Annotated in this window: 14 protein-coding genes; 7 read left to right on the top strand and 7 right to left on the bottom strand. The window is 62.1% G+C overall.

Annotated features, from left to right (window positions below; genetic code table 11):
• Positions 1–60: 60 nt before the first annotated feature.
• The 6 genes from KYT97_RS09825 to KYT97_RS09850 are packed head-to-tail and all read left to right on the top strand — an operon-like array spanning position 61 to position 7,476.
• Positions 61–918: a glycosyltransferase family 2 protein gene (locus tag KYT97_RS09825; protein WP_116101703.1), complete on the top strand. Its 858-nt coding sequence runs from the start codon at positions 61–63 to the stop codon at positions 916–918.
• Complete coding sequence (locus KYT97_RS09830; protein WP_033236437.1) at positions 915–2,084, top strand: glycosyltransferase; 1,170 nt, start codon at positions 915–917, stop codon at positions 2,082–2,084. The genes KYT97_RS09825 and KYT97_RS09830 overlap by 4 nt, the downstream gene beginning before the upstream one ends.
• Positions 2,081–3,976, top strand: coding sequence for a hypothetical protein (locus KYT97_RS09835; protein ID WP_219112164.1), 1,896 nt, complete (start codon positions 2,081–2,083; stop codon positions 3,974–3,976). Before KYT97_RS09830 ends, KYT97_RS09835 begins: the two co-directional genes overlap by 4 nt.
• Positions 3,973–4,911, top strand: a complete 939-nt coding sequence (locus KYT97_RS09840; RefSeq protein WP_219112165.1) for a hypothetical protein — start codon at positions 3,973–3,975, stop codon at positions 4,909–4,911. The genes KYT97_RS09835 and KYT97_RS09840 overlap by 4 nt, the downstream gene beginning before the upstream one ends.
• Positions 4,911–6,221, top strand: coding sequence for a lipopolysaccharide biosynthesis protein (locus KYT97_RS09845; protein ID WP_219112166.1), 1,311 nt, complete (start codon positions 4,911–4,913; stop codon positions 6,219–6,221). The genes KYT97_RS09840 and KYT97_RS09845 overlap by 1 nt, the downstream gene beginning before the upstream one ends.
• Before the next feature lie 13 nt (positions 6,222–6,234).
• A complete protein-coding gene (locus KYT97_RS09850; RefSeq protein WP_219112167.1) occupies positions 6,235–7,476 on the top strand; it encodes a glycosyltransferase in 1,242 nt (413 codons plus the stop codon).
• Here KYT97_RS09850 and KYT97_RS09855 read toward each other — a convergent pair.
• The 4 genes from KYT97_RS09855 to KYT97_RS09870 are packed head-to-tail and all read right to left on the bottom strand — an operon-like array spanning position 7,443 to position 15,656.
• Positions 7,443–8,459, bottom strand: a complete 1,017-nt coding sequence (locus tag KYT97_RS09855) for a glycoside hydrolase family 6 protein (protein WP_245006157.1) — start codon at positions 8,457–8,459, stop codon at positions 7,443–7,445. The two genes, KYT97_RS09850 and KYT97_RS09855, sit on opposite strands and share 34 nt — an antisense overlap.
• Positions 8,459–12,577: a non-ribosomal peptide synthetase gene (locus tag KYT97_RS09860; protein WP_219112169.1), complete on the bottom strand. Its 4,119-nt coding sequence runs from the start codon at positions 12,575–12,577 to the stop codon at positions 8,459–8,461. Before KYT97_RS09860 ends, KYT97_RS09855 begins: the two co-directional genes overlap by 1 nt.
• Entirely contained in the window at positions 12,574–13,797 is a 1,224-nt protein-coding gene (locus KYT97_RS09865) for a cytochrome P450 (protein ID WP_033236443.1), read from the bottom strand. Before KYT97_RS09865 ends, KYT97_RS09860 begins: the two co-directional genes overlap by 4 nt.
• Positions 13,797–15,656 carry a non-ribosomal peptide synthetase gene (locus tag KYT97_RS09870; RefSeq protein WP_219112170.1) on the bottom strand — a complete coding sequence of 620 codons (1,860 nt, stop codon included), beginning with the start codon at positions 15,654–15,656 and terminating at the stop codon, positions 13,797–13,799. The genes KYT97_RS09865 and KYT97_RS09870 overlap by 1 nt, the downstream gene beginning before the upstream one ends.
• Before the next feature lie 338 nt (positions 15,657–15,994).
• Between KYT97_RS09870 and KYT97_RS09875 the strand changes: the two genes are divergently transcribed.
• Positions 15,995–16,690: a GAF domain-containing protein gene (locus tag KYT97_RS09875; RefSeq protein ID WP_045070971.1), complete on the top strand. Its 696-nt coding sequence runs from the start codon at positions 15,995–15,997 to the stop codon at positions 16,688–16,690.
• Here the strand turns inward: KYT97_RS09875 and KYT97_RS09880 are convergent.
• The 3 genes from KYT97_RS09880 to KYT97_RS09890 are packed head-to-tail and all read right to left on the bottom strand — an operon-like array spanning position 16,679 to position 21,476.
• Entirely contained in the window at positions 16,679–18,535 is a 1,857-nt protein-coding gene (locus KYT97_RS09880; protein WP_045070974.1) for a putative bifunctional diguanylate cyclase/phosphodiesterase, read from the bottom strand. The genes KYT97_RS09875 and KYT97_RS09880 overlap by 12 nt on opposite strands.
• A 30-nt stretch (positions 18,536–18,565) precedes the next feature.
• A complete protein-coding gene (locus KYT97_RS09885; protein ID WP_245006063.1) occupies positions 18,566–20,725 on the bottom strand; it encodes an Rv1355c family protein in 2,160 nt (719 codons plus the stop codon).
• A complete protein-coding gene (locus KYT97_RS09890; RefSeq protein WP_141484738.1) occupies positions 20,694–21,476 on the bottom strand; it encodes a hypothetical protein in 783 nt (260 codons plus the stop codon). Before KYT97_RS09890 ends, KYT97_RS09885 begins: the two co-directional genes overlap by 32 nt.
• Between the last annotated feature and the right edge of the window lie 105 nt (positions 21,477–21,581).

Consider the following 21,581-nt stretch of genomic DNA (forward strand, 5'->3'; position numbering starts at 1 on the left):
CTGCCCCTGATTCCCGGTAGCTCGTCCCTCCCCGCACGGACGAGTCAGGTGGCACCCGCAATGAATCAGCCTTCGTTTCCGCACAGCCAGCCGCTGGTCAGCCTCTCGATACTGATGCCGGTCTTCAACGAGGAACGCACGCTGAAGGCAGCGATAGACCGCGTATTCGCCGTACATTATCCGTGCCGGATGGAACTGATAGTCGTCGACGACGGCAGCACCGATCGCACCGCACGAATTCTCGAAGCTCAGCGATCAGACGCTCGGACATCGAAAGACATTGTCGTAGTGACCCATCCGGTCAATCGCGGCAAGGGCGCGGCAATTCGAACCGGGTTGGACTACGCCGCCGGAAGTCACCTCGTCATCCTCGACGCAGACCTCGAATATCTGCCGAGCGATATTCCGTCGCTGATCGCACCGGTACTGGCCGGATACTCCGATCACGTGTTCGGCGCGAGGGTCCGCGGAGTCAACGCCTGCTTTCCGTCATTTCGGTTTGCCATCGGCGGCCGCGCAACAACCTTGTTTGCCAACGTATTGTACGACGCTTGCCTGACGGACATGCACACTTGCCTCAAACTCATCCCGACCGATCACCTGCGCTCCCTGACATTGACGGAGGGCGGATTCGGCCTCGACACGGAAATGACAGCGCGATTACTGCGGTGCGGTATCCGGCCTCTCGAGGTGCCTGTGTCCTATCACGGACGATCCGTGTCGGAGGGCAAGAAAATCACCTGGCGAGATGGTGTTGTCTGCCTTGCCGTCCTGACTCGGATTCGGGTGCAGCACCGACCGGACATCGCACCCGTTGTGCACCGGATCTCGGTAGTCGCAGCAGCACAAAATGATCCGCCCAACAATCCACCCAGCAGTCCGCCCAAGGTTCTGCATCTGCCGAAGGCTGCGGGGTGAGCAGCGTGAACGCGGAAGGCAGACTCGAGGTAGTGCTCGTGGGTCCGGGCTTTCACTTCCTCAGTGGGTTGTCGGCCTACACCTGCACACTTGCGAACGAACTGAGTCGCGAACACGATGTGTCGGTGCTCCTGCTACGCCGGGTCATCCCGCGGCGGTTGTATCCGACTACTCGTCGCTCACCGAATACCGGCACCGCGCTTCGCTACGGCAACAATGTCACTCGCATCGGCGAACTCGACTGGTACTGGTTTCCCGGCCTATTGGGGGCCCTGGCTCGGCTTCGCTCGACAAAGCCGAATCTGGTTGTACTGCAATGGTGGACTGCCGCGACACTCCACACCTATATCCTCGTCGCTTTGTTTGCCCGGGTACTCGGCATTCGTGTGGTTGTCGAGTTTCACGAGACTCAGGACACCAGTGAGGCTTTGGTTTTGGGCGTCGATATGTACTGTCGACGCGGTATGCCCCTTCTGCTGTCGCTCGCCCATGGCGCGCTCGTCCACAACAACCATGATTTAGAGTTACTGCGCAGAACATTCGGCTCGCGTCCGTTCGACCGACTCGACATCGAAACAGCACCCCACGGACCGTACACACACATCGCCGATTCCCCCGCCGATTCCCCGGCTTCTCACGATTCCCGCAGTGGGCCAACCCGACTGCTCTTTTTCGGCCTCATCAGACCGTACAAAGGCCTCGACGATCTCCTGGTGGCCTTCAACAAACTCAGCGCCGAGCAGGCCGCACAGTTTCATCTCACGATCGTGGGTGAAACCTGGGAGAACTGGCAGACTCCGGCAGCACTGATATCCGCCAGTCCACACCGTCGGCGCATTACCTTCGTGAATCGCTACGTCAGCGACGCCGAGGCAGGCCAATTCTTCCGCGATACAGACGTAGTGGTGCTTCCCTATCGGCGCGCGTCGGCAAGCGGTCCGCTGCAGATCGCAATGCACTCCGGACTACACGTCGTGCTCTACGCGGTGGGCGGACTGGTCGAAGCAACTCGCACCTACGAAGGCGCCCATCTGGTCGAACCCGACAACGTCGACGCACTCCGTCGTACCTTGATGTCGATTCCGCCGGACCGCCATCGACGATTCACCGACCACACGTCGTGGTCGACCACCCTGCGTGCGATCGAACGGTTGGCGCAATCATGATCGCACTCGCCCCGGTCGATGCCGAACAGGCTCCGCGGCATCGGTTCTCCGACACTTCACGCTCGGCGCTGCGGTCGTGGACATCGACAGGCGTCCTCCTTGCACTCGGAATACTCCTGATCGGTGTGTCGTACCGGATGTCGTCCGACGGTTCACCGCCGAATGTCTACTACGCAACCTTCTGGGTCGGTATGCTGCTCGGGGTTATTCCGCTGGCAGCCAAACTGGCGGCTTTCGGGACAACAGTCAATCAGCGCATCGGCGCGATAGCGTTGCTCGGACTCTTCACGGCAGTCCCGAAGTATCTCCGAAACCCTTTCGGCCCGTCGTATCACGACGAGTATGCGCACTGGCGTGAATCCGTCGACGTCATGTCGAGCGGCCAACTGTTCCCACCCAATTCGATCATCCCGATCGTCGAATACTTCCCGGGTACGTCAGCCCTGTCCGCCTCTATCGCTCAGCTGACCGGACTTTCGGCCTGGTCCGCCGGCGAAGTGTTGATGGTCGTCACCCACGTGATGACAATTCTCGGTGCGTACGTCCTTGGAACGTCGCTACTGCGCTCCGCCCGTGCAGGTGCCGTGGCAGCGCTGATCTACGCCCTCAATCCGTCTGCCATCTATTTCGACACTCAATTCGCGTACGAGGGTGTTGCCATCACATTCTTCATGTGGGCGTTGGCTTTGACCTCGATTGCCGCACAGTCGGACGATCATCGTCGTCGAATCGCTTTTCTGTCGATCGCGGTCACGTGCGGCGCCGTATGCGTCGTGACCCACCATCTGACCACCATCGCCTTGCTCCTGATCTCGGGTGCAATCGCCGTCACTGTCACCGCATTCGGGTTTGTACGCGCACACCAAAGGCCATACGCATGGTGGGTTCTGCTGAGCGGCACCGCGGCCGTCGGCGCCGCCTGGCTTGTCTTTGTCGCATCACCGACCGTGAGCTACCTCTCGCCGTATCTCGCCAACTCGGTGACTCAGTTGAGCAGCATCGCCACGTCACAATCGAGTGGCCGCGAACTGCTCGCCGCCAATGTTCAACCACTCTGGGAACGAGCCTTCACTGCCGCCGCCCCGGCAGCGGTCGCAGCGATATTCGCGTTGGGCCTGTTGGTGATCGCGCGCGTGCGGGGCAAAGTCACGTCCGCAACTCTCGCATTCATCGCCATCGGGGCCGTCTACTTCCCGTCCGTTCTGTTTGTGCTGGCCCCATCGGGTGCGGAGGGGGCCAGGCGCTCGTGGGCGTTCAGTTACGTCGGGGTGGCAGTGATGTGCGCCCTCGTCGTCGCGTTCCAGGATCGGTTGCCACGCATCGTGATCCGGTTCCGGAAACTGATCTCGCTCGCCGTCCTGATCGTCTTGCTGATCGGCAATGTCGGCGCCGGCCTCAACGATCCGTACCGCTTTCCCGGCCCGTTTCTCTGGGGCTCGGACACCAGATCCGCGAGCTCCGAAGCTCGGACGGTGGCCGAACACATTCGACTGAGAGAAGGTCGCGTGCGCGTCGTGACCGACCGATACACAACGCTGGCGCTGGCGGCGTACGGCGAACTCTACGTCTCCGAACCGTCATCCGACTTTCCGGTGTGGGAGCTGACCCAGACCGACACCGACCCCGATACGAAGCTCGCTACCGACCTGGCCGGGGCAACCTACGACTACCTTGTCGTCGATACCCGAATGGCGGATTCCCCACCCTTCAACGGGGACAACTACGGCAGCGGAGATCCCCTGGCCGGCCTGCCGACACCGCCGTCGTACCTCGACCGACTCGACCACGCGCCGTGGGCGTCGCTGATCATGTCGACCGAGCATCTCCGGGTCTACCGACTCGATTCGGCGAGCGTCGGCACCGAACTGACCGATCTGACAGGAACGCCATGAAACGCACTGACATTGCCACTCGGAGTCGCCAAGTCCTGGACGTGGTACTGACCTCCGATCTCCTTACCGGAGTGAGGGTTTCCGCCGTGGTTGCGGCCGTGTCTCTCGCCGCGGTACTGCTCCGGGCTCCCGTGGAACTTCGGGTGTGTGCAGTGGCCGCACTCCTCGTCATACCGGCGTGGGCGGCCGCGGCGCTGATCCTCGGCAAGACGCCCGGTAGTACCGACACCCGCTTCGACGGACTCGAAAAACCGCTGCGCGTACTTCTTCCAGCCCTGTTCACCCTCATCATCCTGCTCGAAACCGTTCTGGCACTTGGCCCATTGGGATTTCAACTGACCACGTCAACCATCGCACTGGCGCTCTTTGCCGTATCGGCGGTGATGTTGACCCTGTTGGCCAGTCGCATCCGGCAGTCTCCGCGGAAACCTGAATCGCGCGCAGTCCCCGACGTACCGTGGCGCCGAGTCGGGAAAACCGCACTGGTCTCGCTCGCGTTGACGGCCCTGTGCGTCGGCGCGTTGATCGGAGCGCTCGCGATGCAGACAACGCAGCCCGAACGGTATGTCAACACGATTCTCACCGGCCCCGACACTGCCATCGCTGGCCAACTCGCAGTGGCACCCGGTTCTCCGGTCGACATCGAATGGACTTCGTACAGCTACGGATTCCTCTTTCCCACCCTGCCGCCGGACGTGTCCGCAACCATCGGCGGCGTCTCACCAACCGATCCGCGGTTTGTGACGACACCACCGACCGCACCCTTCGACACCAACACCAATGCCCGCAGCGCCCAGGTCGGAACGGTGTCGTTCCTCGCACCGAACGAGCCCGGCCGGTACCGCGTCGCGATCGACCTCACGATAGCCCAGACCCCCGACACCGTCGGTGTCGGACCGACATCCCTCGTGCTCTATCTCTCCGTGGCGCCCTGATGAAGGTGACACTCGGCTCTCTCCCCCAGATCGCGCGGACCCGAATAGCCGAAGACTCGATGCTGCGCAACAGTTCTTACATGATGGCGAGCACCGTTCTCACCTCCCTCATGGGCTATGTGTTCTGGCTTGTTGTTGCTCACACGACATCAACAGCGGACATCGGAGTCGGAGCGGCCACCACCAGCGCCATGCAGGCGACGGCATTGATCGCCAGCGTCGGCGCTGCCACCGCGATGGTCGAGTGGCTACCGCGCACGCTCACGGTTGATCGCTGGCGTCGAATACTCACCGCCGCAGTGACAGTCGTGATCGTGACTGCGGTGTCCGGGTCCGCAGTCGTGGTTCTCACCTTGGGATACGTTCTGGACACCCTCCCCTCGCTGAGCACCGCTGTCGCCGCAGCGGCATTCACGATGGGAGCCACATTCTTCGCTCTCGGCACGCTGGCCGACTGTGTGGCAGTTGCGCTGCGACGCAGCGGACTGCTCCTCGCGCGCAACATGCTGTTCACCGGCTTACGCATTCCGTTGCTGTTCCTTCCCGTGCTCATCCGTGGCACTCACAACCAGATTCTGACGGCCTGGAGCGCGTCCGCGGTGATATCGGTCGTGTTCTCGACGTTCTGGTGCAGACGAATTCGCGGTGAACACAGCATGCGGCCACTGTTCGGACACCTAGTCTCCGACGTCCGGGACATGAGCGCGTCACTTCTGGGGCAACACGTTGTGACCGTGGCCGCGAGTGTCACGTCATTCGTACTGCCGATCATCGTGCTCGCCAGACTGTCCGAATCCGACGGCGCCTACTTCTATGCGACCTGGATGCTCGGCGCGGTGTTCTTCATGATCAGTCCGTGTATCGCGATGTCGCTGTTCGCCGAGACCGCAACGGATCCCGAAGACATCCCGGCTCTCGCACGGCGCTGCAGTCGGATTATCGCCGCGCTGCTCGGCCCGTTGATCCTCGTCTACCTCATCGGCGGTGGGTGGGCCTTGCGGGTATTCGGCGAGTCGTACAGCGCCCACGGGAAAATGCTGCTGATCGTGCTGACCCTCTCTGCCATCCCGGACGCCGTCACCAATATCGCGGTGGCGGTTCTGCGTGCAGTCGGCAGGCTACGCGAGGCGATGACGCTCAACGTGTCGATGCTGCTGATGTGCTTGGCCCTCTCCTGGATCCTGTTGCCCTCCATGGGGATTGTTGCTGTCGGAATCAGCTGGCTCGCAGCGCAGAGCCTCGGCGCACTCTGGACGTTGGCGCGGTGGCGTTACATCATCGTGCCTGCACAGCAGAGGGTTCTTCGGTGAAGGGGGTTCGCCGGTGAAGGTCCTCGTGGTCTCCGACAGCTACCCACCGGCGGCCGGTGGACTCGAACGTGCCGTGCATGCACTGGCCACCGGATTGGCCGGCGACGGAACCGAAGTCACAGTCGCCACACTCAGCCGAGGCGGCACAGCCTCGCATTCGCTCGAAGGCCTGGTTGTGGTCCACCACCTACCCGGTTGGACGCGATTCCTGCGACCGTTCACCTCCGACCCCACCCACCAATTTCATCCCACCGCACCCGATCCCGCACTGACGAGGCACCTCCAGCGCCTTGTCGATCAGCTACAACCCGATGTAGTGCACGCCCACGGATGGATCCTGCACTCATGCCTGCGATTGCGCTTACCTCGGCAAACCGCACTGGTAGTCACTCTCCACGACTACGGACTGAACTGCGCCAAGAAAACTCTGGTACCCGCGAACGCGCTGGACACCGTATGCCCGGGTCCAGGAATCAAGCGGTGCCTTCGGTGCGCAAGCGAGTTCTACGGGGCACCGAAGGCCGTGCCACTTGTCCTCGGACTGGCCGAGAGCCAGCACCTCCTCGATCGTGTCGGGCTCTTTCTGCCGATCAGCACAGCAGTGGCGGAATCATGTCTGGAGGGAGTCAATCCGGATCGGGTAGCCGTAATACCGTCGTTTGTACCCGACGACGTCGGTGACGAGGGGCTGGGGAATGACACAACCGATTTCCTCCCGTCCACCGACTACCTGCTCTTCATCGGTGCCATCGGCCCGCACAAGGGAATCACGACACTGCTGGACGCGCAGCGGCTCATGCCCACGCCGATTCCACTGGTCGTGATCGGAATGCAACGCCCCGATACCCCATCGATGATCGGCGACTCCGAACGCCGAGTGATCGTTCGCACCAACGCCGGGCACCAACAGGTCATGGCTGCCATGCGAAGGGCTCGCGTGGTCTGCGTCCCCTCGAGATGGGCGGAACCACAAGGACTTGTTGCCATCGAAGCGATGAGTGCGGGAACCCCGGTTGTCGCATCCGACATCGGCGGGCTACGGGACGTGATCGACCACAATCGCTCCGGACTGCTTGTTCCTCCCGGCAATGCCGCCGAACTCGCCCGGGCACTTGAACTGCTGGTCAACGATCAGGCCCTCCACACACGTTTGGCTGACGGTGGAAGGACCAGGGCCCGCGCCTATACCGAATCGACAGTCCTGCCGCAGGTTCGACGCGCCTACGCTAGAGCAATTTCACGGCGTGCCGTATGAATACTTCGGCGTCGTCCCGAATTCTGCACAATCGCAACAGCATACGCATTCCACCACACACTCGACGGCGGCTCACCGCGATTGCACGTGCCATCCGATTCGCCGGGATGTTTGACCCACAAATACGCGTCCGCGTGCGCTGCCTGGGTTTGTGTTGTCGGGGCCGACCCTAGCGCGCGATCCGGAGGATTGCACCAGTTGAGCGGCCCTTCGGGCGGTGGTCCGGCGCCGTTGCGTGACGTATCGACGACGTAGGTCTTTCCGCCGGTCAGCGCCGATACGGACTCGCCGTATGCTTCCTGCTCCGCTGTCGTGTAGAAGTTGGCGACATTGAGACTGAACCCCCTGGCTCGATCAACGCCGGCCGATCCCAGTCGACTCGCCAGCTCGGGTGCATCCAGCCATCGAGAATGACCACCGTCGATGTACACCGCCGTATTCGGTTCCGCAGAAAGAGCATTCACCGAATAGCGAAGTAGATCCATTCGTTCCGTGATCTGTTCCGAAGACAGGCACGATCGGTCGGTGAGCGCGTCCGGTTCCACGATCACGACGGCTTCACGGTTACCGATTCCGGCCGCGACATTGTCCGACCAGGTCCGGTAGTCCGCGCCGTTGCTGTACCCGCCGGCAGAGAAGGAACCGCAGTCGCGCTGGGGAATCGCATAGGTGACCAACACCGCAACAGCATCCGCACTCGCCGCGCCGTCGACGTAGCGCCCCACCTGGTTGGCAACCGCTGACGGCGGAGATGTTGCACTGAGCCAGATTGCCTGCGGTGTGTCGGCCAACGTGGCAACGGTCGAGGCGGTTTCCGGGTAGTCGACCATCGCGCGCGCCGCACTCGAATTCGGGTCGACGTAGAAACCTCCGGACGCGACCTGCTGCAGAGTAGCCAGGTCGTCTCGCGCACCCGCCGCACAACAACTCGAACCCGTCATGAGCACAACCGCGCAGGCACACGCGACGATTCGATTCCACATCACGGTAGATCCACCCTTGTATCGTGAAAAGTATCGTGAAGACCTGCCAGCATGATCTCTGCCAGTTCTTCGATTTGTGGGCTGTCGAGAATCGAGTCGTGGCTTCCGCACAGAAAGTGCGTGCGCACCCGACCTTCGTGGAAGGTATCCCACCCCAGAATCGGTGTTCGCACTTCCGCCGCCGTCGTCGACGTGACAAATAGTTCGAGTGGCACGCTGTGCCCGCGTTGTTCGTAGCGCGCCATGATGTCCCAGACACCCCGGAGATCGAAATCCTCCGTCGCCGAACGCCGAATGACTCCCGCGGCAATCAGTTTCTCCCGACCCGACCATCTGAGGTTGCGGGCATATTCGGTCACCAGCTTGATCCTGCCGGGCTGGCGTAGCCGCTCGAGTCGTCCCGACGACGACTTCCATCGCTTCATCACTCGCCCTGCGGTTTCCGGCGTCGGCGTATCGAGTATCCCCAGCCACGCAACGTGCTGCCCGTCTCGATCCAACTGTCGCGCAAGCTCGTACGCCACAAGCCCGCCGAACGAGAAGCCGGCCAGTGCGTACGGCCCTTCCGGTTGAACGGCCCGCATCGCCGACATCATGGGCTCCACGAGTTGCTCGACGGTATCCGAGCGTTCCGGGCGCATCGACGCGGCAAGCGGCAGCAGCGGATACACACCCTGCTCGTCGCCCCACAGCGTACGCAGATGCCGCAGACTCATCGCGCTCGGGAGATCGGGAAACACGAAGAAGGCGGGCGGCCGATCCGTCGCGGCCGGCGCGTGCGATTCGGCCGGCGACGACGCACCGTCCACGAGGCGCGCAAGCCCAGCGACGGTAGTTCCCTTGTCGAGGAAATCGACAAGCGACACCTGCGCACCCATCCGATGTTCGATCTGCGCAACAAGATTCGCGGCCAGAATCGAATGCCCGCCGAGATCGAAGAAGTTCCGATCCAGATCCGACACCTCGGTGGCGAGCAGCATCGACCACAGAGAGGCTACCTTCTGCTCCGTCGGCGTGAGCACCCGTGCAGAAGACCTCTCGGAAGCGATTGCCGCGCTGCGATGTTCATCTGCGCCTTCGCGCTGCACCCGTGCGGCCAGGTCGCGCAAGGCCCGGCGATCGAGTTTCCCACTTACCGAGGTGGGAAGTGCCGGCACTCGAACGATCACGGCCGGCACCATGTACTCCGGCAGTCGTTGCCGTGTCCACGCGCGCAGATTCGCGTCGTCATCCGGTTGGTTCTGCCGGGAGTAATTCTCATCCGGGACGATGTAGGCAAGCAACTGCGGTTGTCCGCAGTGGTCGGTGCCGACGTCGACGGACACCGTTGCCACGCCCGGATGTTCTCTCAGCGTCGCTTCGATCTCGCCCAGTTCGATCCTGAACCCGCGGATCTTGACCTGACCATCGAGTCTCCCGAGGTGCCGCAGCCGTCCGTCGGCGATGTACCGCCCGCGATCACCGCTGCGGTAGGCGCGCTCTCCGGGCACACACGGATCCGGTACGAACCGTTGCGCCGTCTCACCCGTGCGGTGGAGATACCCTCTCGACACCCCTGGTCCGCCGATCACAATCTCTCCCGGCACACCCATCGGAAGGATCCGCCCACTCGAATCCGTGACGTACAGACGTGTTCCCGGCATCGGTCGGCCCACTGTCACCGGTTCATCCGGGGAGACCGATCCGCCGCCGGCAAACACTGTCGTCTCGGTTGGGCCCCACCCGTTCCACACCCCGGCGCAGAGACCGGACAGCGACATTGCCACCGACTGCGGTAGCGGTTCACCAACCGCACCCGCGATCAACCCGGGGCTTCCTGCCCAGCCCGATTCGATCAGCGCTGCCCAACTGGTGGGGGTTGCGCTCATCCGCGTGGCGCCGCACTGCTCGATCACGTGCGCAAGCCGACGCGGGTCGTGCATCTCCTCGGTGGTAGCGACCACAAGACCGGCCCCGATCCCGAGAGTCACGAAGTAGTCGCCAACCGACATGTCGAACGTGTATGAGGCCACCGAAAGCACGACGTCGCCGGAATCGAGACCCAGCGCCACCGGCAACGCCGACATCAGATCCAGTACATTGCGGTGTTCCACCTGAACGCCTTTGGGTGTTCCTGTCGAACCCGACGTGTAGATGATGTAGGCCAAATCGTCAGACCGAACTGCCCCCGTGTACCGACCGTCGACCAACCGTTCCGTGCTTGGATCAGAGGGCTCCTGGCCGTCCACTGTCACCACTGGGCAGTCGACCCACGTCAATTCCTCAGCCAAGGATTCGGCAGTCAGCACTACCGACGCATGCGCGTCCTCGAGCATGAACCGGGCCCGCCGCACCGGTTGCCTAGGCTCGATCGGCAGATAGGCAGCGCCCACCATCAAGGCGGCCAGGATCGCCGGCACGAGATCAATCGTGCGTGGCATCAACACCGCCACAACAGTTCCCGGACCGATACCCACGCGGGTAAGACGTCCGGCAATCGAACGGGCCCGGTTCACCAGCTCGCCGTAGGTCAAGCAGATCGCACCCACTGTCACGGCTGGTGCATTCGGCGACGTGATCGCCCGATTCACGATTGCCTCGTGGATCGTTCGCGGAGGACTTTGTCCGATCAGTCCCGACTCGGCAGGGGCAGGATTGAGATTCAGCTGCCGAGTCACGTCTTCGGGATCCGCGAGTGACAGCTCGCTCAGGACGGCGGTGGGGTTTTCCGCGCACCGGCGCAGCAACAGGTGCAGATGACGCCCCATCAACGCGACCGTTCCTGAATCGAAAAGGTCTGTGTTGTAGCTGATTCTGCCCACCAACCGACCGTCGTCGCGCTCGTCCAACTCGAGGCTCAGATCGAACTTCACCTGCCCAACTCCGGAGCCGACGGCGTTCTCCATCAGCTGCATCGACCACTCGTCGTCGACGGGAACCGCCGGGGGTTCGAGAACCAGGACCGACTGGAACAGCGGGTTCATACGAGGATCTCGCGGCACGTCCAGTCCCCGGACCAGCCGTTCGAAGGGCACCACACGCCCGAGCGCATCCAGTACTTCGGTGCGCATGGCGGCGACGGCCTCGGCAAATGTCCAGTGCGCGCTGAGTCGCGCGCGCAACACGGTCGGAGTGAGGCAGTACCCCACCATTGACTCGAGTTCGGACCTTTGACGGAGGTCTGTCGGTGTTGCGAACGTGACATCGCTACTGCCCGTGTAACACTGGAGCCAGTACCCGTACACCGCGGCCAAGGCATGGAATAGCGTTGCCCCTTGCAGGCCCGCCGAGGAACGCAATCTCGCCACCGTGTCGGCGTCAACCGAAACCGGCTCAACAGACCCGACAAATCGTTGACGCGGCGGACGCGGCCGGTCGAGCGAAAGGTCCAAGGCCGGCGCCCCCTTGAAGTGCCGTCGGTAGCATTCGATCCTGTTCGCCACCTCATCGCCCTCCACCCACTTCCGCTCCCAGGAGGAGTAGTCGCCGTGTTGAACGGGCGACTCACGAAGCGCAGGCAAAGTGCCTGCGATCCGAGAGTTGTACAACGACACCAGCTCCGGAAGAAATATCCGGTACAGCGTGACGCCGTCGAAGATCAAGTGATGCAGTCCGAGGTACAACCGATGACATGAGTCGGACACACGCACCAACTGCGGCCGGATCAGTGGACCCGCGCTCGTGTCGTACGGCTGACGTGTCTGCTCGACGGCAAGGTCTGTTGCCACGCCGACCGCTTCGTCGAACGGTAAGTGGCTCACATCCAAGACTGGCAGCTCCGTCACCGCCGGCGGATGGATCACCTGCCGCGGCTCGTCTCCCACCATCGCAAACGTGGTGCGCCACGCTTCATGCCGGCGGATGAATTCGTTGAAGGCCCAGTTGAGGGCTTCGACGTCGAAAGCCCCGTCTTTGGTCACAATGGCAAGTTCGTTGTACGCAAGCGCTTTCGGCGCCAACCGATTGAGGTACCACAGTTGCAACTGTGCGGCCGACAGCGGCGCGTAGTGCACACCGGTCTCACTCCCCCGCCTGCGCGGCACGGAAGGTGATGCGCCGTTCGCTTGTGCTCCCCGCAATCGATTCTCGAGCAGTGCTTTCCGCGCCGCGATCCGGCGCTCGTTGTCGAGGGTGGTCATAGCGACCACCGCACGTTCAGTGACGCAAGGCCACGTAATCCCAAATTGGGGCGCCACCGGATCGGTCCCGGTTGCAGTTCCAGTCCTGGCAACCGGGCCAGCACCGTCCCGAATGCCGCCTGCGCCTCCATCCGGGCCAACGGCGCACCGAAGCAGAAGTGCCCCGCCCAACCGAATGCGAGGTGACGGTTGGGTGCGCGATGCAAATCGAGCCGACCAGGATCGGTGAACTTCGAGGGGTCCCGATTCGCGGACCCCATCACGGCGATCACCGCTTGGCCTGCCGGAATCGGTTGTCCGGCAATCTCCACCGCGTCCGGAGCAATCCGTGCCGTGTGTTGGCTCGGGCTCTCGAAACGCAACAGTTCCTCGATCGCTGCGCTCAGACCCGAGGGATCGTCGATCAATTCCTCGAACTGATCGCGGTGACGGAGCAACGTGAGCAAGCCGTTGCCGATCAGATTGGTGGTTGTCTCCTGTCCGCCGACCATGGTCACCACGACGTTGGCCACTATCTCGTCTTCGCTGAGACTGTCTCCGTCGATCTCCGCTGCGCACAGCGCACCGATCAAACCGTCGGTGGGGTGCGTGGCCTCGTTGCGCACCGCGGCCTGGAAATATTCCGTCATCTGCTCCACGCTGCGCAGGACACCGGCAACGCGGCCGGGATTGTGCTGGAAATTGCCGAGCATCTCGGCAAAGTCACTTGACCAGTTCTTCAGCAGTTCATGGTCTTCGGTGGGCACCCCCAACATCTCCGCCGTCACGATAGCGGGCAGCGGGTTGGCCAGGGTGTCCATCACCTCCATGCCCCCGTCGTCGATGACCGCGTCGATCAGCGAATCGGTGATCTCCTGGATGTGACCGCGCAGGGCCGCAATGCGGCGCGGTGTGAAGGCCGCAGCCGCCAATCCGCGAACCCGGCCGTGTTGTGGTGGATCGAGGAACAGCATCTGACGCACCATCACTTGCGCCACCGGAGCCAACTGCTCCATCCCCAACTCAGCCAACTTTGCCGGGGTGGGCGTGCGATCAGCCTTGAACCGGGTGAGTACGTCGGCGACATCCGCGTAACGAGTCACCACCCACGCGTGTAGGTACGGATCCCACATCACCGGCGCCTCGTCGCGCAAGGATTGATAGAGCTGGTAGGGATCTGCTAGCACTTCGGGGTCGAGTAGTCGAATCAGACTGGGAGCCTTGGTCGGTGCCGTGGTCATCATTCACTCCGTCCTGCGTCGAGAAGCTCCTGATCGCTCATGCCGGATATCTGCTCCACGACCAGTTGTTCCACCTTGGCGGCCATGTCACGAACCGTGGGATTGTCGAAAAGCTCGAGCAACGTCATTTCGACGCCGTACATCTCCGCTATCCGAATGATCAACTGAGCGCCCAACATCGAATGGCCGCCGAGAACGAAGAAGTTTTCGTCGATCCCCACCGCCGGCAGATCCAGTCGTATGGCGACGATCTCGGCGAGCGCTGCCTCGACCTCGTTTCGAGGCGCGATCAAGGAGCCTCGGTCGACACTGATGGTCGAGTGCGCCGCGCGCTCCAACGCCGCGCGATCAATTTTTCCGTGTGCGGTGGTGGGGAACTCGTCAAGTTCGATGATGGAACGAGGCAACATGTGATCGGGAAGGTGGGCCGAGAGATACGTCTGCAGCCCCGATATGTCCGCCGTCTTGTCATCCCGAACGACAAACGCAGCCAGAGATGGATTCTGCCGATCCCCGCGAACGATCACCACGCTGGCCTGCACCGCCGGGTGTCGATCGAGTACCCCGGCGATCTCACCGACTTCGACCCGGTTACCTCGGATCTGCACCTGATCGTCGCGTCGGCTGGAGAACTCGACATCGCCGAATCTGTTGACCCGAACCAGATCACCGGTCCGGTACTCGCGTTGTGCGGGGTCGTCGCCGTGCTGTGAGAACTTCTGCGCGGTCAAGTCCGGCAGACCGAGATATCCGCGGGCTACCGATACACCCCGTATCACCAATTCTCCGACCTCACCGGCACGGACCGGGGAACCGTCCTCACCGACTACCTCGAGGTCGACACCGTCGATCGCGCGACCGAGTGCGGGCAACGCGTCTGCTGGGGCGTCACCGGCGAGCGGATCGACAACCCCCGACACGGAGACGACACTCGCCTCGGACAGTCCGTAATTGTTGACGAGAGTGAACGGCAAGCCAGGCGGCGGACGGTGGTACAACACGTCGCCTCCTGTCAACAGAATCCGCAGTGCGGTATTTTCCGGCCAGGTCATCGCAATCAGCGATTCTGCGAGGGGGGTGGGCACAAAGCACACGCTCACGCGTTCGGAGACCAGCCAATCACGCAACCGCACCGGATCGTTTTCCAATCCCGATGGAACTACGTGCAACGACGCGCCCGCCGTCAAAGCCGGCCACAGTTCCCACACTGCTGCGTCGAAACCCGGACTCGCGATCAACGTGCATTGATCATTCGAGGTCAGCTCGAATGATCGTTGGTGCCAGTCGATCAGGTTGAGCAATCCGCCGTGCTCGGCGACAACGCCTTTCGGCTCACCGGTCGAACCCGACGTGTAGACGACGTAAGCGGCATCAGTCGGTCGGGTGCTGAAGGTCTCGGCAATGACAGCCTCGCCGTCGACCGGTGCGCACCCAGTGCGCGGCGGAACGATCGGGTCGACCCAATCGAGCCTGGCAGCAACGTCCGGAAAAGCAACTAACGCGCGAGCAGAACTATCCTGGACGGCAAACCGAAGTCGCGCATCAGGCTGCCGCGGATCGAGTGCCACGTACCCGGCACCCGCCGAGAGGATCCCCAACGCACCGACGACACAGTCCGTCGAACGCGGCACACAGAGAGCCACAAGATCACCAGGAACCACCCCGGCAGATTTCAGATCTTCGGCGAGTGCGATTGCGCGAGAATGTAGTTGGCCGTAGTCGAGCTCTTCTTCCACCGAGGCAACGGCTACGCTGCGGGGCGCGGATTCCACAACTCGCGCGATCTGCCGCACGACGGAATCGTCAGGCAAATGTTCGTCAGGTAAATGAGAGTGAAGGTGACGCTGAATGTGATTCATGAGGGCCTGCCTACTCGTCCATCAGATCGGACGAGCCACCAGGCATCAGGGGTAGCTCCACGCACCGCGCCACCAGGAATCAGGGGTGGAACGGCTCTGAATTGAAAGTTACTCCACTGCCAGGTCGATGGCTAGGTGTCACCGCCGGGTCGATGGCTAGGTGTCACTGCCGGGTCGATGGCTAGATGTCTTTCCATGGCACACCGGCCCGGATCGGTGTAGCTTTCGACTAGGCGGCAGTCTGCCCTTCCACACCCGGCAGCGCTGCAGGCCCTCTCCAGAGCTACCCCTGATTCCCGGCGGCTCGTCCTCGCTGCGCTGACGAGTAGGTAGCCACGATGAATCTCGAATTCGCCGATCTTCTTGCACATTTTGTGCAGCTGCTGCCGACCGTCTATGTGGTCGATGACGTGATGACGGAGTTGCTGGAAAACAGCGTCGACGTCCTCGGGGTGTCGGGTGGCAGCATCAGCCTGGTCAGTGGGGGCGAACTGAGATGCATCACGTCGATTGCCGATTCCGCTGCCGATATCGAACGATGCCAGGAAGGACTTCAATCCGGCCCCGGACGGACGGCATACGAGAAGGGCGAGAGGATCGCTGTCACCGATATCCGTCAACGGCACGATCTCTGGCCTGAATTTGCCGAGAACGCCAGACGGTTGAACATCGCAGCTACTGCGAGTGTCCCGATGTCGATCAACGGCGAAACGATCGGCGTTGTAAGTCTGTACGCGCACGAGCCACGACCGTGGTCCGCCGACGACATCGTCTTCACGTACCTGGTGGCGAACATGGCAACGGGGTACTGCGTCAACGCGTCGAAACGCCATCAACTGCAGCAGATTCGTTCTCAGCTACAGGAATCGTTGAAAGTGCGCATCATTCTCGAACAAGCCAAAGGCATCACTGCCGATGCGCGGCGCACCGGAATCGACGAGGCGTACGCGCTGATCCAAGCTCACGCACAGTTGTGCAACGCTTCGGTATCAGCCGTCGCACGCGCAATAGTCGATGTCGGACTACGGGTGTGAAGGCGTCAGAGTTGTAACTCGTAGGGGCGGCGACGACCTGCGCCCGGCCCGCAGCATCGCCGCGATACGGTCGGATTTCACCGGTGGACTGAAGAGAAATCCTTGCGCATATCGGCATCCGAGATCGAGCAGTATTTGCGCCGCCCGACCGGAGTCGACGCCTTCGGCGACCACGTCCAGCCCGAAGGAATCTGCAAGTCCGACAATCGAGTGGACTATCGCCAGATCGTCGTGATCGATTCCCAGTTCATGAACGAATCCCCGATCGATCTTGACCGTGTCGACCGGCAACACCTTCAACTGAGCCAAAGAACTGTACCCGGTTCCGAAATCATCGAGAGCGATGCGAACGCCGAGTTCCTCCAGTCCACGCAATGTCACCAACACGTGAGCCAGATCGTGCATCACCGCCCGCTCCGTGATTTCAATACACAAGCTGCTACCCAAGAGGCCATGCGTTTCCAACTCGATTGCAACGGAATCCACAAAGTCACTGGTAATCAACTGCGCCGGTGATACATTCACGCACATGAACAGTGGCGTCCCTGAAATCATCGCATTCCACTGCGCAAGTTGGCGGCAGGCTTCGCGCAGAACCTGCCGGCCGAGTTCCCCTGACAGGTTGGCAGCCTCGGCGATGTCGATGAACGAATCCGGTTGAAGCACACCACGTACCGGGTGGTTCCACCGCACCAGCGCTTCGACACCCGATATCGCACCCGATTCCAGGTCGACAACAGGTTGGTAGTACACCTCCAACTGGCCGTCGCGAATTGCCGCGCGCAGGTGCATCTCCATCTCCGCATGATCGTCGTTGGCTGCCCGCATCTCGTCGCTGCACACCACTACCGCATTTCCTCCGTCGGATTTTGCGGTAAGCACGGCCTCGTCGGCGCACCGGAGCAATTCGCCAACGCTGCACTCTCCCGGTTTTGCCACCGCGATACCGATACTCACGCTTCTGCCCACCTCTTCGGTCCCCAGCGAGATCGGCGTGGACGCAACCAACTGCGCTTCGCGCGCAACCACTTCGGCCTCATTCGCGTCCATCGGTTCCGACATGACAATGACAAACTCGTCACCGCCGAGCCGGACCACGACGTCATCCGGAAATCTGCCTTCGAGGCGGTTTCCGAGTTCGTGAATGAACGCATCGCCCGCATTGTGTCCCAGTAGATCGTTGACCACCTTCAGCCGGTCGACGTCCAGGAACAGAAGCGCAACGGGCCCGGACTCCCCCGGCTGCAGACGTCGTTCGAGTTCACCGAGAAGCATCCTCCGATTGGACAGTCCGGTCAGCTCGTCGTGATCCGCCAGGTAGCGCAGACGCCCCTCCGCAGCCACCCTCGCCTGCAATTGGGCAAACAGAGTGGCAATAGCGTTGAGTGCATTGATTTCTCGAGTTGACCACTCCCGGTCGCCGAACTTGATGAATCCCAGGACCCCCGTGGTGACGGGACCGGACAGCAAGGGCACGGCGGCCATCGACGTCTCGACGACACCTGCGCCGCTTCGGATCCTGTCTTGATACCCGCTCGGTTCGGGACGGATGATCACTGCTTCGCGCGCATTCTCGGCGGCCGCAAAAACCGGGTCCGCGTCCCGGAAATACACCACTCCCAAGGGATCGGGTTCGGGAACATCCTGGCGCTGCGGCCATTCCGCCACCAGAACCGTCGCCCCGATCGTGTGATCGTTGCGCCGCAGGAAGCTGACGTCGACGCCGAAGTACTCGACCAGGTCGCGAAGGACCTCGGTGGCCGCTGCGACCGATGTCGTCGAATCGGCCGGCATCAGTCGACCGGCAACGTCGGTCACCAACTGTTCGAGGCTACGTCCGTCCATGATTTCTCCTGCAACTTTCTCTACGGTGCCTCAGCGTCGAATACTGTTCGCGGGCAGTCGCGCACTGCGCACTGTTTCCGGTGGACAATGACTCAGGCGCAGCACCAAGGCAATGGACTCCTCGCTACCGAGATCGAGTAGCACTCGCATGCGCAGGCGCAATGCATCGAGTTCGCTCGCAAACGGGTCGGACAATCGCGCGCAGTCGCTACCGTCGCGGGCGTACAGGAACACTGGTGACATGGGTTGCACACCCAATCCGTGCTCCTGTGCGCACACCCACACCGCTTCGGCAGCCGAACCGCCGCGAACATAGTCGTCGAGACAGGAACCGTCCACAATCACCACACCAAATGCCGAACTCGACGTGATGCGGTCACGAGCACTGATCCCCAATACTTCTCCCGCGCCCCATCGCGCCAGCCGGGTCACCACGTCACTACGCCTGACGACGTCGAGGAATGCCACCTCGCTGTCGGCGAGCCCCAGTGTGCGGATATCGATCCCTGTATTCGCTGTTTCCGATCCCGGCCAACGCAATTCGCCGATCATCTGCTCGTGCAGCATCGGCGTCAGGTATCGGATACGGTCAGCGGCACCCACGACGTCCCCGAACACACCAAGATCACGCGGGTCCGTGTACAGATGAAGGTTGCCGCCTTCATCACGCGCGGCGCCCCGCAGTGCATCCTCGAGCTCACGGCCGATCGGTGCTTGCACACCTACCCCTCGATTGGTACTTCGCTCCATCATCGCCGGGTAGTGCTGCGCCAGAAGCTGATTCGTCGTTTCTCCCAGCTTGACGCTTGCCACCAAATCTGCCGAATCCGGATCGGGAAGTAGAACGGTGTCACCAAGAATTCCGTGTGCCGCTGCTGCGACCTTCGCGTTGTAGACGGCAGCACCGATCGCCACATGGGTTGCCCGGCCCTCTAGATCCATCAACGACGTTCGATCACGATCCGCATGAACGTGGATCACCGGCCCATCGACCTCGACGGCCCAGGGTTGGGCATTTCCGCCCGACGGCGCCCACCTGATCGCCTCGAGAACAGCCTCGACGCCGTCGGCCGGCATTGTCGGTGCCGCGCCAGCCGCCACACTCGTTTCAGGAACATTGCTCTGCGAGCCATCCTCGTCGACCAGCGGATCATGCAGGCAATTCAGTCGGGCACCCGAGTCGATCCGGACCCGGCCGGACGGCAGCGACTCCCCCAAGCCGAACCGGCGCACCGCCGTCGCCACGGCGGATGCCCCCGCGAAGCATTCACTTCCGAGCTGCGGCCACGTCGACAGTGTCGACCCGACTTCGACCAGTGACGCAGCCATTTTCGCCGACAGTTCTGCGGCCGACAGGAGCGCCAACGCATGGGGGATCTTCTCCTGGGCCGTTAGTCCGGCCAAGGTTGCTGTGTCGACATTCCCGAGAAGCCCGTGAAACAACGGCCGCTGCGGCTCGAGATCGAAACGCTCGATGTCCAGCAGCCCACGATCGGTTGTCTCCATGATCACCGGGATTCCACGACCACGCGCCACCCGTCGTATCGACATCTTGGCGTCGAGCGAATCACATTCCTCGACAACCAGATCCAGACCGTCGACAATCTTCTCGACGCTCGCGTCCGTCACCCCGGCCGTAAACACCGACACAGCAAGATACGGGTCGAGTTCGGCAACACGCCGCGCTGCGACCACCGCCTTGTTGACACCTACGTCAGTGATTCCCACCGGGATTCGGTTCAGGTTCGAGAGGTCGATACTGTCGAAATCTGCCAATCTCAGTTCGCCGCACAACCCTTCGAGCGCCAGAGCCTGCGCGATGACATTCCCGACACTCAACCCGACGATTCCTACACGCAACCGTCTCAGTCGCGCCTGTTCGTCACGGGTGATCTTGTTCCGGTTCCGGTCCAACCGGAGAAGTGAAAATGATTGCGGACCAAGAATTCCCACCAGCTCGCGCCGCCACGGGTAGTACACCCATCGACAAGGTTCGTCGACGACCCGGCGATCAGGAAGGTTGCGAAGTCCCGACAACTCGTCGCGGAACCGAGCCCGATGGTCGAGTGCCAACGTATCCGGTTGTCGCCTCACCTCTTCCAACGAGGCAGCGTCGGCGGCGACTCGCTCGTCGAACACTCTCGCTCGCCAGAGCGCCTCATTCCCGGCCGACACCATCGCCGAGTCCATCTTCCGCGAAGCTGTCAGACGGCACTTGCGCCCCCTCGAGTTGGGCTGCCTCCGCCAGGAGTGCCGGCAACTGAGTATGGTGCGTCTTGTCCACGTAGGTGTGCTTGTCCCACCACATCATGCGGGTCAGATACCGCTCGTCCGGATACGGAACCCCGGGAATCGAATCCTCCATGACGCCGCCACAGGTAGCCCAACGGTCGAGTACGTACCCCGCGGCCGTCGCGAATGCGAACCTGACTCCGAGCAGCGACAGCGCATGCGGTGCGATGCGCGACAATGCCGACGTCAGCTCACCACGTCTCTCCGCTTGCGCCCCGCACCAGGCAGTCTTGAGTTCGATCACACCACTTGGGATACGCCCGTCGATCATGGCGTAAACCTGTGCGATACCGGGGTGGTCGGTCCATTCCTGGACAGCGTGTGCCTGGTCCGCGCACATGTACGGCCCCTGCACGCGCACGCCGCCGACAACACGTCCCACGTCGTCGAGAGCCACGAAGAACAGCGTTGTCGAGAGCCCGTCCACTATGTCGTCGTATTCGACGACACTCTCGACTCCGTGATGTCGATAGTTCTCCCGCGCACCGTCTAGATACTCGCGCCATAATCGCGGATGCGACGCTGGTGTTGCAACAAGGAACCAGCACCGGGACGTAGCGTCGAAATAGCCACATTCCGATGCCGTAGTCGTGGGTGCTGTAGTCGTGCGTACCGCAGTAACAGAGGTTGTGCTCGCCGCTCGAGTCATGACAGTCCCGTCCACACCAGAAGGTGCGTAGTCGAAGCGCGAGGAGAGAATCTTATTGTCGCAAGAAATCGGCACCGATGCTCGAATCTCTGCGTCGACCGACCA

This window comes from Rhodococcus globerulus (genome assembly GCF_019334125.1).
Taxonomy (GTDB): domain Bacteria; phylum Actinomycetota; class Actinomycetes; order Mycobacteriales; family Mycobacteriaceae; genus Rhodococcus_F; species Rhodococcus_F globerula.

What these genes read in the sequence shown, in the direction of transcription:
- KYT97_RS09865 (WP_033236443.1), bottom strand. Translation starts at nt 13,797, where the DNA reads ATGACCACGGCACCGACCAAGGCTCCCAGTCTGATTCGACTACTCGAC.
- KYT97_RS09860 (WP_219112169.1), bottom strand. Translation starts at nt 12,577, where the DNA reads ATGACCACCCTCGACAACGAGCGCCGGATCGCGGCGCGGAAAGCACTG.
- KYT97_RS09875 (WP_045070971.1), top strand. Translation starts at nt 15,995, where the DNA reads ATGAATCTCGAATTCGCCGATCTTCTTGCACATTTTGTGCAGCTGCTG.
- KYT97_RS09835 (WP_219112164.1), top strand. Translation starts at nt 2,081, where the DNA reads ATGATCGCACTCGCCCCGGTCGATGCCGAACAGGCTCCGCGGCATCGG.
- KYT97_RS09825 (WP_116101703.1), top strand. Translation starts at nt 61, where the DNA reads ATGAATCAGCCTTCGTTTCCGCACAGCCAGCCGCTGGTCAGCCTCTCG.
- KYT97_RS09880 (WP_045070974.1), bottom strand. Translation starts at nt 18,535, where the DNA reads ATGGACGGACGTAGCCTCGAACAGTTGGTGACCGACGTTGCCGGTCGA.
- KYT97_RS09855 (WP_245006157.1), bottom strand. Translation starts at nt 8,459, where the DNA reads ATGTGGAATCGAATCGTCGCGTGTGCCTGCGCGGTTGTGCTCATGACG.
- KYT97_RS09870 (WP_219112170.1), bottom strand. Translation starts at nt 15,656, where the DNA reads ATGAATCACATTCAGCGTCACCTTCACTCTCATTTACCTGACGAACAT.
- KYT97_RS09840 (WP_219112165.1), top strand. Translation starts at nt 3,973, where the DNA reads ATGAAACGCACTGACATTGCCACTCGGAGTCGCCAAGTCCTGGACGTG.
- KYT97_RS09845 (WP_219112166.1), top strand. Translation starts at nt 4,911, where the DNA reads ATGAAGGTGACACTCGGCTCTCTCCCCCAGATCGCGCGGACCCGAATA.
- KYT97_RS09885 (WP_245006063.1), bottom strand. Translation starts at nt 20,725, where the DNA reads ATGGACTCGGCGATGGTGTCGGCCGGGAATGAGGCGCTCTGGCGAGCG.
- KYT97_RS09890 (WP_141484738.1), bottom strand. Translation starts at nt 21,476, where the DNA reads ATGACTCGAGCGGCGAGCACAACCTCTGTTACTGCGGTACGCACGACT.